This window comes from Pseudorhodoferax sp. Leaf265 (genome assembly GCF_001422365.1).
In the GTDB taxonomy this organism is placed as follows: Bacteria; Pseudomonadota; Gammaproteobacteria; order Burkholderiales; family Burkholderiaceae_C; genus Pseudorhodoferax.
This window is the reverse complement of sequence record NZ_LMMT01000005.1, coordinates 1-11,506: the sequence shown is the minus strand read 5'-3', so window position 1 is coordinate 11,506 and position 11,506 is coordinate 1. Positions and strand designations below refer to the sequence as shown.

At 71.4% G+C, this 11,506-nt stretch carries 10 protein-coding genes and 1 pseudogene; 5 read left to right on the top strand and 6 right to left on the bottom strand.

The window, feature by feature from the left end; genetic code table 11:
• Positions 1 to 73: 73 nt before the first annotated feature.
• Positions 74 to 355 (top strand): annotated as a pseudogene (locus tag ASF45_RS37060) (acyl-CoA dehydrogenase family protein); the annotation flags it as partial.
• A 102-nt stretch (positions 356 to 457) separates the two neighbouring features.
• Here ASF45_RS37060 and ASF45_RS07145 read toward each other — a convergent pair.
• Positions 458 to 727, bottom strand: coding sequence for a hypothetical protein (locus tag ASF45_RS07145; RefSeq protein ID WP_056659310.1), 270 nt, complete (start codon positions 725 to 727; stop codon positions 458 to 460).
• On the opposite strand from ASF45_RS07145, the gene ASF45_RS07140 reads away from it, so the two are divergent.
• Complete coding sequence (locus ASF45_RS07140) at positions 726 to 959, top strand: hypothetical protein (RefSeq protein WP_056659307.1); 234 nt, start codon at positions 726 to 728, stop codon at positions 957 to 959. The two genes, ASF45_RS07145 and ASF45_RS07140, sit on opposite strands and share 2 nt — an antisense overlap.
• Before the next feature lie 411 nt (positions 960 to 1,370).
• On the opposite strand, the gene ASF45_RS35985 is transcribed toward ASF45_RS07140, so the two are convergent.
• The 3 genes from ASF45_RS35985 to ASF45_RS07125 form a co-directional block, all read right to left on the bottom strand.
• Positions 1,371 to 1,889, bottom strand: a complete 519-nt coding sequence (locus ASF45_RS35985; protein WP_235580844.1) for a CsbD family protein — start codon at positions 1,887 to 1,889, stop codon at positions 1,371 to 1,373.
• 200 nt (positions 1,890 to 2,089) lie between these two features.
• Positions 2,090 to 2,626, bottom strand: a complete 537-nt coding sequence (locus ASF45_RS07130) for a PEP-CTERM sorting domain-containing protein (RefSeq protein WP_056659304.1) — start codon at positions 2,624 to 2,626, stop codon at positions 2,090 to 2,092.
• 95 nt (positions 2,627 to 2,721) lie between these two features.
• The gene (locus tag ASF45_RS07125) at positions 2,722 to 3,195 is read right to left on the bottom strand and encodes an SPOR domain-containing protein (RefSeq protein WP_056659301.1); all 474 of its coding nucleotides are present in this window, start codon (positions 3,193 to 3,195) and stop codon (positions 2,722 to 2,724) included.
• A 75-nt stretch (positions 3,196 to 3,270) separates the two neighbouring features.
• Between ASF45_RS07125 and ASF45_RS07120 the strand changes: the two genes are divergently transcribed.
• Complete coding sequence (locus tag ASF45_RS07120) at positions 3,271 to 3,723, top strand: hypothetical protein (protein WP_056659297.1); 453 nt, start codon at positions 3,271 to 3,273, stop codon at positions 3,721 to 3,723.
• Between the two features lie 159 nt (positions 3,724 to 3,882).
• Positions 3,883 to 7,326, top strand: coding sequence for an EAL domain-containing protein (locus tag ASF45_RS07115; protein ID WP_156472882.1), 3,444 nt, complete (start codon positions 3,883 to 3,885; stop codon positions 7,324 to 7,326).
• Here ASF45_RS07115 and ASF45_RS07110 read toward each other — a convergent pair.
• Together ASF45_RS07110 and argE are read right to left on the bottom strand one after the other, a co-directional pair.
• Positions 7,275 to 9,359, bottom strand: a complete 2,085-nt coding sequence (locus ASF45_RS07110; protein ID WP_056659291.1) for a molybdopterin-dependent oxidoreductase — start codon at positions 9,357 to 9,359, stop codon at positions 7,275 to 7,277. The two genes, ASF45_RS07115 and ASF45_RS07110, sit on opposite strands and share 52 nt — an antisense overlap.
• A 23-nt stretch (positions 9,360 to 9,382) precedes the next feature.
• The gene (gene argE / locus ASF45_RS07105) at positions 9,383 to 10,540 is read right to left on the bottom strand and encodes an acetylornithine deacetylase (protein ID WP_056659288.1); all 1,158 of its coding nucleotides are present in this window, start codon (positions 10,538 to 10,540) and stop codon (positions 9,383 to 9,385) included.
• Positions 10,541 to 10,965: 425 nt separating this feature from the next.
• Here argE and ASF45_RS07100 point away from each other — a divergent pair, with 425 nt between their 5' ends.
• Entirely contained in the window at positions 10,966 to 11,319 is a 354-nt protein-coding gene (locus ASF45_RS07100; protein WP_056659285.1) for a hypothetical protein, read from the top strand.
• Positions 11,320 to 11,506 lie beyond the last annotated feature (187 nt).

Below are 11,506 nucleotides of genomic sequence, written 5' to 3'. Positions count from 1 at the left end.
ATCTCGCGTGGACCGACGCCCCGAAACCGGGGGCACGGCGTGCTGAAAGTTCAACGCTCCTGTCTTCAGAGCCATGCACGACGCCCAACACCTCCACCCCTCGAACCTCCCGACGGCGGCACCCCAGTCGCTTGCCAGCATGCGCGAGGCACTCGCGGCGCGCGGGCTCTTCGGGATCGGGGTTCCCCCACGCATGGGCGGGGGTGGGGGGCAGCTTCGCGATGCCATTCACGCGGTCGCCGAGACCGCGCGGTGCTGCGTCGCACAGGCCCTGGTGCTCGCGTCGCAGCGCCTGTTGGTCCAGGCCCTCGTGCGAAGCGAGAACATCGGCGCCGCCGAGTACCAGCTGCCCCGTCTGCTGGACGGCGACATCGGCGGCAATTGCGCCGCGTCCTGGCCGCAGGGCGCCGAACTGGCACCCGCACTGGCCCGCGACACAGGCCGTGGCTGGCTGATGTCAGGCGGCTTCCCGGTCCTGCCCAATCTGCAACACGATTGGTTCGTGGTGTCCGTTCCTGTTCTGTTCCAGGGGGCGCGGCAGTTTTCCCTCGTGCTGCTCCGGGCCGAGGAGACCGGCATCGCCCAACGCCACGCGGCCGTGGAAGACCACCCGGCCGAGGCCGGCAGTGCGCTCGCGCTGAACAACGTGTTTCTGCGGGAAGACGAAATCATCGCCGAGGACGGGGCCGGCGGCCGTGGCCGAGCTGCTGCCGTTGGCTCGAAGCATGCAGGCGGCCGTCTATGCGGGCCGGTGCCACCGGGCAGTCGCGGGGCGCCCGGACCGCGTCGGCGCGCAGGCGGCCATCGAGGGCCTTCTGGCCAGCGCTGTCCAGGCGGTCACGAACGCAAGCGATGCTGCCGCTCCGCTGGCCGCCCTGCGCAGGATGTGGGCGTCGCTGTCGGTTGCGACGAACCCGGTTGCGCGCGAAGCCCATCCCAGCGTGCTGGTGGCTCCATAGCGCAGTGCGGCTGGCAGGACAACCGATGCCTGTCGCCGCCCCGGTGCAGGCGCGCAGTCCGTTCGCGCTCACCCTCTCTTTTCACCTGTTTCCAACAACCGCCAGGAAGTGCTCCGCATCATGGATTGGGTTCCTATCGTCTTCATCGTGTTCAAGCTTCTCGTGTTCGGCACGTGCATGTTCTTCGCCATCAAGTGGCACTACGACCAAGGGAAGAAGAAGTAGCGAAGTGCGCGGGCCGCCCGGCCGCAACCTCGACCGCGCCGCAACCTGCGCCGGGCAGCGCGCGCTGGCGCTACCGGCCACGCAACCGGCCGCATCGTCTTCGCTCCACCGGGCGAAGAGGTCAGGTGGAAGCTTGGCGACGGCACCCTGGCCGCGTGAGGGCGGGGCGCAGGGCCCCGCGGACGTTCAGCGCCGGTTGCAGAGCAGGCCGACCACCAGGCCGACGCCGGCGGCGAGCGCGATGGTGCCCAGCGGATTCTTGACGGCCGATTCGCGCACATGGTCGAGCGCCTCGCCGTACACCTGCTGGGCCTTGCCCAGGGTCTCGCGCGCCTGGCCTTCCAGGTGGGTGGCGGTGTCGTCGGTGGCGCGCCCGAATGCGCCTTGCACCTTGCCTGCGATTTCGTTGACGGTGCCTTGTGCCTGTTCCAGCATGTTCTGTCCTTTGAAGTGGGGCCACCGCGACCGCAGGGTGCGGCGCGCCAGCAGCCGTCCGGAAGCGAACGACCTGGCACCATCATCGGCAATGGCGGCGCGCCGTCTGTCAGGCAGCGCCGCGACCGCACGCCAGCCGAACACAGCCCAGGGCGCGCGCTGCGCCCGCCGGGTCGGTGGCGCCTTGGGAGCCAGGGGGCGCCGCAGCGCCACGGCCCCTGTCTGTGTCAGCACGGCCGCCACCGCCGCCGCCAGGGTGGCGGCCAGCACCGGCCGTTCGGCGATGGCGCGGCGCAGCCGGCGGTCGAAGGCCTGCAGCCGTTGTTGCAGCGTCGCAGGGGCGCGGGCCGCGGGGGCTGCAGGGCGGTCCGGTAGGGGGGCGGGATGTTGCATCGTTCGGCAGCATAGGCAGGGCCGCGCCCACGCGGCGTCGGACGCGGCCGCATCGTGGGGCGGCCGCGCGGCCTGCCTCAGGCGGGTGTGTGCTCGCCGCGGCGGCGGCCGGCACCGGCCCAGCCGGCCGCGCCCAGCGCTGCCAGCAACAGCAGGATGCTGGCCGGCTCGGGCACCACCGAGGCCGTGAACGTGATGGGCAGTTCTTCGTAGCTCGCGGCGGTGGTGAACACCTCCATGTAGATCGCGGGATTGAAGAAGTCCGCATAGAAGGGATTGGCGTAGCCGCCCGCAGCGGTGGTGAAGCCGAAGCCGTGCACCGTGATCTGCCCCTGCGGCCCGAAGCGGATCAGGTTGTCGAGTGCGAAGGGCTCGTTGCCGGGGATGGCCGAACCCGTGGGGTACAGGCCGGTGATCTGGTCGCCGTTGCGGGCGCCGCTGATGGCCGTGATCAGGTGGAAGCCGTCGGCATCGGCGTCCTCGGTCGTGAGCGTGCCGCTGGCCTGGATGCCGGTGCCGCTGTAGCTCCAGTTCCAGACGATGTCGGCCCAGGCCTGGGATGTGGCGCATGCGCCGGCCAGGGCGATGGCGGCGAACGCCTGCTTTGCTTTCATGTGTTCTCCGGAGGGGTGGACGGCCGGACAGCATACAGAGCGCGACGGCGCCGGGCGCGCGCACGGTCCTCCACACGGAGGAAAAAGCGCTGGCGTCAGGGCTCGGCTGCGGCCGGCAGTTGCACCAGCACGGCGGGCAGCCCCAGTGCCTGGATGCGCTCGCGCGCGCGTTGGGCCTGCTCCCGCGTGGCGAAGGGCCCGGACCGCACGCGTTGCCGGCCCTGCGGCCCCACCACATCGCCGCGGGCCGGCAGGCCGGCCGCCCGCAGCCGGTCCAGCGCGGCCTGGGCGTTGGCGGGATCGGCGAACACACCGATCTGCACGGCATGGCGGCCGGCGACGGCGGCCGGCGCGGTTGGCGCGGATGGCGCCGCCGCGCGCCGGGAGCGGGCTGCGGAAGAAGCCGCGCTGGCCGCCGGTGCGGGCGGCGCAGGCGCCGCGGTGCCGGCCACGGATGCCGGTTCCGCCGGTGCAGGCGGGCTGGCAGCCGGTGCCGGGGTGGGCGCGGCCTGGCCCTCGGCGCCGGGGCTTGGCACCGGCAGCAGGGCCGCGGCCGGCGCGCTGGCCATGGCGCGGGGGCGGCAGGGGCGGCCTGCGGGCCCGGTGCCACCCGCTCCGACGGCGGTGGTGGCTGCAGCGGCCGCATGGCCAGCACCAGCCCCGCGAGTGCCAGCAGCACCGTGCCCTGCAGGGCCAGCAGCGCGGCCCAGCGCGCCGCCCGGCCGGGCCGCTGGCGCTGCAGCGCGGCGCAGGCCGCGCCGATGCTGGCGTGCGCCGCCACCGCGGCCAGGATGCGCCGGTTGCACAGGCGGTGGTACAGGCGTTCGGCGCCCAGGCCCCAGGCCAGCGAGGCCGCCAGCGTGAGCACCGCCAGCAGCCAGGCCAGCTGCGCGGCACCGGCCCCGAACACGAGGCGCGCCAGGCCCAGCGCCAGCACGCTGCCCAGCAGCGCGGCGCCGGCCCACAGCGCAGCCGCACCGATCAGCCCGCGCCAGGCCAGCCAGCACAGCGCCGAGACGAAGCCGCCCCAATGCCAGTGGAGCCGGCGCGGCGCGGACGCACCGCCGGCATCGCGGGCCTGGAAACGCCGCAGGTAGTGGTCGCCGCGGTCCGGGCCGATGGCCGCGCGGTACAGCGTGGCGGAGATGTCCGTGGCAGGGGACGGCTCGGGGGAGGGGTGCACGGCGCGACTGTCGCACAACTACACTGTGTTCCCCCCGCCGTGACCGCGGCGCCGCTGGAGAACCACCGCTTCCATGAGCCCCGCCCCACCCCGAGTCGTGCCTGCGGATGCGCGCATCGTGCTCGATGCCGGCGGTGCGGTCCGCGAGGCGAACGGCAAGGCGGTGCGGCTGCTGCGGCGCTCGCTGGCGGCCTTGCGCGGCCAGACCCTGGCGGCCTTGTTCCACGCGCCGGGCGAGGCGGCCTTCGCGGCCGAATGTGCCTGGGCCCTGCGCGAGTCCTGCGCGGTGGAGTTCGAGTCGTATTCGACCAGCCTCAACCGTTGGCTCGAAGTGCGGGCGCAGCCGCTGTCCGAGGGCCGGCTGCAGGTGCTGCTGCGCGACGTGTCCAAGCGCAAGCAGGCCTCCGATGTGCTGCGCGAGGGCGAGGAGCGCTTTCGCCACCTGCTGCGCGCCATGGCCGATGCGGTCTGGGATTGGGACCTGCAGGCCAGCACGGTCTGGTGGAGCGAGGGCGCGCAGCGCCTCATGGGAGCGCAGGCGGCCCGCTGGACGGAGGCCGGCCGCAGCTGGCTGGCCGACCTGCATCCGGAAGACGCCGGGCGCATCCATGCGGCGCTGGACGCCGCGCTGGCCGGGGCCGAGGACACCTGGACCGACAGCTTCCGCCTGCAGCGCGACGACGGCGTGGTGGTGCCAATCAGCAGCCGCGCCTACCTGGTCCGCAACGCCGCCGGGCGCGTGCGCCGCGTGGTCGGCGGGCTGGCGGACGTGACGCTGCGCCTGCAGGCCGACCGCGAACTGGCGCGGCTGAGCCGGGCCCAGCACATGCTGAGCGCCTGCAACGAGACGCTGATCCGTGCCGAGTCCGAGCCCGGCCTGTTGCGCGGCGTGTGCCGCATCTCGGTGGACATCGGCGGCTATGCCATGGCCTGGGTCGGTTACGCGCACGACGATGCCGGCAAGACCATCGAGGTGATGGCCCATGCCGGCGACGACGCCGATTTCATGAAGGGCATCCCGATGTCCTGGGCCGAGGACGGGCCCAACGGCCACGGCCCGGCCGCGCGCGCCGTGCGCAGCGGCGAGGTGGTGATCGTGGAGGACATCGCCGAGGACCCGAGCTTCGCGCCCTGGCTGGCCGAAGCGCTGGCCAGCGGCTTTCGCGGCGTGGCCTGCCTGCCGCTGCGCGACCGGCAGCGCAGCTTCGGCCTCTTCTACCTCTATGCGCCCGACGTGGTGCAGATCGGCCGCGACGAGATCGCGCTGCTGCAGGAGCTGGCCAACAACCTGGCCTTCGGCATCCGCAACCTGCAGACCGAGCAGCGCCAGCGCCGGCAGCATGCCGCCGTGCTGCAGGTGGCGGCGGCGGTGTCGACCTCCACGGGCGATGCCTTCTTCCGCACCATGGCCCAGCACATGGCACAGGCCGTCGCCGCGCGGGCGGCCTTCATCGGCCGCCTGCACCAGCCCGAACGCCAGACGGTGCGCAGCATCGCGGCCGTGGTCGATGGCGCGTTCCGCGAGAACGCCGAGTTCGCGCTGGTCGGCACACCCGCCGAGCCGCTGCTGCACCAGCCCAGTTGCTACACCGAGACGCTGCCGCAGCCCTCGCCGGCCATGGCGCGGGCGCTGGGCAGCTGGCGCCCCGCGGCCTATGCCGGCGTGCGGCTGGAGGACTCGGCCGGCGGCCTGCTGGGCATGCTGGTGACGCTGTTCGATGCGCGCCCGCCGGATGTGGAACTGGTGCTGTCCACCATGCAGATCTTCGCGGCGCGCGTGGGCGCCGAGCTCGAACGCCAGGAGCAGGACCGCCGGCTGCGCCGCCAGGCCTCGCTGCTGGACCTGGCGCAGGACGCCATCGTGGTCTACGGCATGGAGCACCAGGTGCTGTTCTGGAGCCAGGGTGCCGAGCGCCTGTACGGCTGGCGCGGCAGCGAGGTTGGCACCGACTTCCGCGTGACGCAGCTGCAGCACGACAGCGGCGCCTTCGAGCAGGCGCTGCGCGACGTGCACGCGCGCGGCGAGTGGGCCGGCGAACTGGTGCAGACGCGGCGCGACGGCAGCACCGTGACCGTGGGCGCGCGCTGGACCCTGGTGCGCGACGAAGAGGGCGCGCCCGAGTCGGTGCTGGCCATCCACACCGACATCACGGCGCGCAAGGCGGCCGAGCGCGAGATCCAGCAGCTGGCCTTCTACGACCCCCTCACGCAGCTGCCCAACCGCCTGCTGCTGATGGACCGGCTGCAGCACGCGCTGGCCACCGAGCACCGCAGCGGCCGCGGCGGCGCGCTGATGTTCATCGACCTGGACAACTTCAAGACCCTGAACGACACGCTGGGCCACGGCATGGGCGACCTCCTGCTGCAGCAGGTGGCCAGCCGGCTGCGGGACAGCGTGCGCGAGAGCGACACCGTGGCGCGCCTGGGCGGCGACGAGTTCGTCGTGATGCTGGAAGACCTGGGCCACGACGACCAGGCCGTGGCCCAGCACGCGCGCCAGATCGGCGAGAAGATCCTGGCCGCGCTGAACACGCCGTTCGCGCTGGCCGGCAACGAGCACCTGTCGACCTGCAGCATCGGCATTGCGCCGTTCCACGGCCACAGCGGCGGCGTGCTGGAGCTGCTCAAGCAGGCCGACATCGCCATGTACCAGGCCAAGGGCGCGGGCCGCAACACGCTGCGCTTCTTCGACCCCTGGCTGCAGGCCGCCGTGTCGTCGCGTGCGGCGCTGGAGGCCGACCTGCGCGTGGCCCTGGCGCAGAACGCGCTGACGCTGCACTACCAGCCCCAGGTGGATGCCGACGGCGATGTGACCGGCGTGGAGGCCCTGGTGCGCTGGCAGCATGCCGAGCGCGGCGCCATCGCGCCGGCCGAGTTCATCCCGCTGGCCGAGGACACGGGCCTGATCATGCAGCTGGGCCGCTGGGTGCTGCGCCAGGCCTGCTTCCAGCTGGCGCGCTGGGCGCAGCACCCCGCCACCGCGGGGCTGGACATGGCGGTGAACGTGAGCCCGCGCCAGTTCCGCCATCCGGACTTCGTCGCGCAGTGCGCGAGCGTGCTGGCGCGCACGCGGGCCGATGGGCGCCGGCTCAAGTTCGAGCTGACCGAGGGCCTGCTGGTCGAGGACATGGAGGGCACGGCGGCCAAGATGGCAGCGCTCAAGGCCCACGGCGTGGGCTTCGCGCTGGACGACTTCGGCACTGGCTACTCGTCGCTGGCCTACCTGCGCAGGCTGCCGCTGGACCAGATCAAGATCGACCAGTCCTTCGTGTCCGCGCTGGGCGGCGACGCCCACAACGACGCCATCGTGCGCACCATCATCGGCCTGGCGCGCAGCCTGGGTCTGCAGGTCATGGCCGAAGGCGTGGAAACCGCGGCGCAGCGCGACTTCCTGCTGCGCGAGGGCTGCCGCGACTACCAGGGCTACCTGTTCAGCCAGCCGCTGCCGGCGGCCGCCTTGCCGGACTACTTCGCGGCGGCGCGGCTGTCGGCCGCCACCTCGACCAGGCAGTCGTAGAAGGTCGGCGCGCGGCCCAGGTCGGTCAGGCGCTGGCTGGTCAGCTCGTTGACGTTGCGCCCGTCCAGGCCCAGCTTGCGCCACCAGATCCCCAGGCCGTTGACCACGCCCTCGCGCGCCCGCGTGCTGACGGCGGCCCGGCAGCGGTAGCTGCCGCGGCCGTTGAACACGCGCACCGTGCTGCCGTCTTCGATGCCGCGCGCGGCCGCGTCGACGGGGTGGATCTCCAGCAGCTGCTCGCCCTCGATGGCGCGCAGGCTGGTGACGTTGACGAAGCTGGAATTGAGGAAGTTGCGCGCCGGCGGCGAGATCATGGCCAGCGGGTAGTCGGCCGAGCTGCCGATGGCCTCATGGTTGGGCAGGTGGTCGGGCAGGCCGTCCAGGCCCTGGGCCACGAGCCGGCTGCTGAAGAACTCGCAGCGGCCCGAGGGCGAAGGGAAGTTGCCCTGCGCGAACGGCGCATCGGGCAGGGCCAGCGTGGCGAAGCCGTCGCGCAGCAGCGCATCGAAGTCCACCGCATCGCCGAAGGCCTGGCGGCTGAGCGTCTCGTCGTCGTCCTGCAGACAGGGATCGGTGAGGCCCATGCGCGCGGCCAGCGCGCGGAAGATGGCGGTGTTGGGCCGGGCCTCTCCAAGCGGTGCGATGGCCGGGCGGTTCAGCAGCACGTCGGTGTGGCCGTAGGCCGCGTGGATGTCCCAGTGCTCCAGCTGCGTGGTGGCCGGCAGCACGTAGTCGGCATGGTCGGCCGTGTCGGTCTGGAACTGCTCCAGCACCACGGTGAACAGGTCCTCGCGCGCGAAGCCGCGCACCACCTTGGCCGATTCGGGCGCCACGGCCACGGGGTTGCTGTTGTAGACCACCACGGCCTCGATGCGCGGGCCGAAGGCGGCGTCGCCCGGGTGCAACAGCGCGTCGCCGATGGTGCTCATGTTGATGGTGCGCGGCCGGCGGCCGGCCAGCAGATCGGGGCGCTGCAGCGCCGCGCGTTGCACCGGGAACTGGCCCGAGCTGCTCAGCAGCATGCCGCCGGCCCGGTGGCGCCAGGCGCCGATCAGCGCGGGCAGGCTGGCCACGGCGCGCACGGCGTTGCCGCCGCCGCGGGCGCGCTGCATGCCGTAGTTCAGGCGGATGGCGGCGGGGCCCCCTTCGCCGCGGCAGGCGCCGTAGTCGCGCGCCAGGCGTTCGATCTGCTCCTGGGGGATGCCGCAGACCTCTGCGGCGCGCGCGGGCGGCCACTGCAGCGCGCGTGCGCGCAGTTGCTCCCAGCCCAGGGTGTGGTCGCGCAGGTAGTCGTGGTCCAGCCAGTCGTGCACGATGAGTTCATGCATGAGCGCCAGCGCCAGCGCGGCATCGGTGCCGGGCCGCAGCGCGATGTGCTCATGGCACTTGTCGGCGGTCTCGGTGCGCCGCGGGTCGATGCACACCAGCCTTGCGCCGCGGCGCTTGGCCTCCTGCGCGTAGCGCCAGAAGTGCAGGCTGCTGGCGATCGCGTTGCCGCCCCAGACCAGGATCAGCTTGGCCTCGGCGAAGAACTCCACCTTCATGCCGACCTTGCCGCCCAGGGTCTGCGTGAGGCCCTCGGCGCCGGCCGAGGCGCAGATCGTGCGGTCCAGCAGCGAGGCGCCCAGCGTGTGGAAGAAGCGCGCCGCGATGCTCTCGCCCTGCACGAGGCCCATGGTGCCGGCGTAGCTGTAGGGCACGACGGCCTCGGGCGCACGCGCCGCGATGGCCGAGAGGCGCGCGGCGATGTCGTCCAGCGCCTCGTCCCAGCCCACGGGTTCGAAGCGGCCCGATCCCTTGGGCCCGACGCGCCTGAGCGGCTGCAGCAGCCGCTCGGCGTGGTAGCTGCGCTCCACATAGCGCGAGACCTTGGTGCACAGCACGCCGCCCGTGTGGGCATGGTCGGCATTGCCCTGCACGCGCGTGGCCACGCCATCGGCCACGGTGGTGACGAGGGCGCAGGTGTCGGGGCAGTCGTGCGGGCACGCGCCGCGCACCTGGCCGTTGCGGGGGAGATCGAGGGCGAGGGACATCGGTGGGGCTCCGTCGTTCTTGTTCAGGCGAGTGTTGGTGTGCTGGCCAGGCCGCGCACGAAAGACTCGGCGCGCGCCAACTGCTCCAGGCTCACGTATTCGTCGGGCTGGTGGGCCTGCGTGATGCTGCCGGGGCCGCAGACCACGGTGGGGATGCCGGCGTTCTTGAACAGGCCGGCCTCGGTGCCGAATGCCACGAGCGTGGTCTGGCGCTCGCCGGCCAGCTGCAGCGCCAGCCGCGTGACGGCGTCGTCGGCCGAGCCCAGGAAGCTGGGGATCTCGCAGATGGTCTCGAAGCGAAAGCCCGCCTCGGGCGCCACCTTCTGCATGGCCGGCTCCAGCGCGCGCGCGTGGGCCAGCACCTGGGCCTGCATGGCGGCGGCATCGGCCGTGGGCAGGTCGCGGAACTCGTAGCGGAACTCGGCATCGCGCGGGACCACGTTGTCGGCGATGCCGCCGTGGAACTGGCCCACGCTGGCGGTGGAGAAGGGCACGTCGAAGCCTTCGTAGCGCGGCTCCTCGCGCTCGAAGCCTTCGGCCATGTCACGGACCTTGCCGACCAGCCGCGCCGCCATCTCGATCGCATTGACCGACAGCGGCGTGAGCGAGGAATGCGCCTCCTTGCCGCGCACGCAGCACTTGTAGCGGTACACGCCCTTGTGGGCGATGGCCGGCACCATGCTGGTGGGTTCGCCCACGATGCAGGCCAGGGGCCGGATGCCGGCTTCGCGCAGGTCGGCGATGAGCTCGCGCACGCCGAAGCAGCCGACCTCCTCGTCGTAGGACAGCGCCAGGTGCACGGCGAACGGCGCGCTGCCTTCGGCCAGCCGGCGCGCGTTGGCCAACGCCACGGCGATGAAACCCTTCATGTCGGCGCTGCCGCGGCCGTAGAGGCGACCGTCCTGCACGGTGGCCGAGAGCGGATCGACGGTCCAGTCCTGCCCGTCCCAGGGCACGGTGTCGGTGTGGCCCGAGAGGATCACGCCGGCCGGCCGGTGTTCGCCCAGCGTGGCGAACAGGTTGGCCTTGGTCCTGTCGGCGTTGTAGGTCAGCCGGCTCGCGATGCCCTGCGCGGCCAGGTGGTCGCGCACGAAGTGGATCAGTGGCAGGTTGCTGACATGGCTGCGGGTGTCGAGCTGCACCAGGGTCTGGGCCAACTGCAGGGATTCGGGGGAGAGCATCGGCGCATTGTGCGCGTTGGTGGGGTGGGGCACGGGGGGCGGGCCGCGTTCGGCCGGCGCGCCGTCAACGCCAGTGCCGCCGTCCGAGCGCGGGGCGCATTTCCTTCTGCATGGCGCGCCACACGCGCTCCAGCCCCGCGCACATCCACGGCGCGCCATCGCGGAATACCCGCCTCTTGGCGAACGTCCCTGGGGTTGGGCTCGAAATGCAATGACCAGGAGACGCCGCCGCAGGAAAAAGTCCAGTCGAACGGTTGGCGCCGGTCGTCGCCGTCGGTCGGTGGGCGCAGCGGATCCGCGGCGCTGGCGTTGTTCCGCGCGTGCATCGCGTTCGGAAGCGGTTGCCGTGCGATAGGGGCGCATGCTCAAATGTTAGGCGGAAATTCTTAACGATCGTGATACATCAAAGTTAGGAAGCGGAAGTGATGACTTTGGATTTCCACGGTCCCATCAGTCCCGAACGATACGCGGGTCGGCCATTTCTTCGTCTATTGGACTGCTATGTGCTTGACGCTATTTCTCAGTTGGATATCGAACAACAAGACATACTGAAGAATGTGGAGGCCAAACTCCAAAAGACCTTTAATTCGAATGGCACGTGGCGGCAGATCGTGGAAGAACAAATGGACTTTATGCCGACGGTTTCCGAAAAGATTCGGATTTTCTGGGAGGGGTACTTGGAGCATGAGAAGCAGCTAGGAAATTCGGCATGCCCGAACGAGTTCGTGGTTTCGTTCGTATCGCAAAATTTCCCTAGCCTAGCGGAGCCGTTGCAGTGATTGCGCGCCGCTGTCCTAACATTTCTACAGGGACTTCCCACTTCGTCAAGAGCGGCTCATAAGCGTTCTTCCTGAAAAACGGTATTCGCATTCATTGATCGAAGACGCACGATGGATTCAGAAGCCACCGCAAGAGGACAGACTGGGCTTCGTGCCGGAAGACCGGCGCGTGTTCACCGACCTCACG

Coding starts and splice junctions, on each gene's coding strand:
- ASF45_RS07140 (WP_056659307.1), top strand. CDS start 726: ATGCAGGCGGCCGTCTATGCGGGCCGGTGCCACCGGGCAGTCGCGGGG.
- ASF45_RS07145 (WP_056659310.1), bottom strand. CDS start 727: ATGCTTCGAGCCAACGGCAGCAGCTCGGCCACGGCCGCCGGCCCCGTC.
- ASF45_RS07130 (WP_056659304.1), bottom strand. CDS start 2,626: ATGAAAGCAAAGCAGGCGTTCGCCGCCATCGCCCTGGCCGGCGCATGC.
- ASF45_RS07125 (WP_056659301.1), bottom strand. CDS start 3,195: ATGGCCAGCGCGCCGGCCGCGGCCCTGCTGCCGGTGCCAAGCCCCGGC.
- ASF45_RS07120 (WP_056659297.1), top strand. CDS start 3,271: ATGGCCAGCACCAGCCCCGCGAGTGCCAGCAGCACCGTGCCCTGCAGG.
- ASF45_RS07115 (WP_156472882.1), top strand. CDS start 3,883: ATGAGCCCCGCCCCACCCCGAGTCGTGCCTGCGGATGCGCGCATCGTG.
- ASF45_RS07110 (WP_056659291.1), bottom strand. CDS start 9,359: ATGTCCCTCGCCCTCGATCTCCCCCGCAACGGCCAGGTGCGCGGCGCG.
- argE (WP_056659288.1), bottom strand. CDS start 10,540: ATGCTCTCCCCCGAATCCCTGCAGTTGGCCCAGACCCTGGTGCAGCTC.
- ASF45_RS07100 (WP_056659285.1), top strand. CDS start 10,966: ATGACTTTGGATTTCCACGGTCCCATCAGTCCCGAACGATACGCGGGT.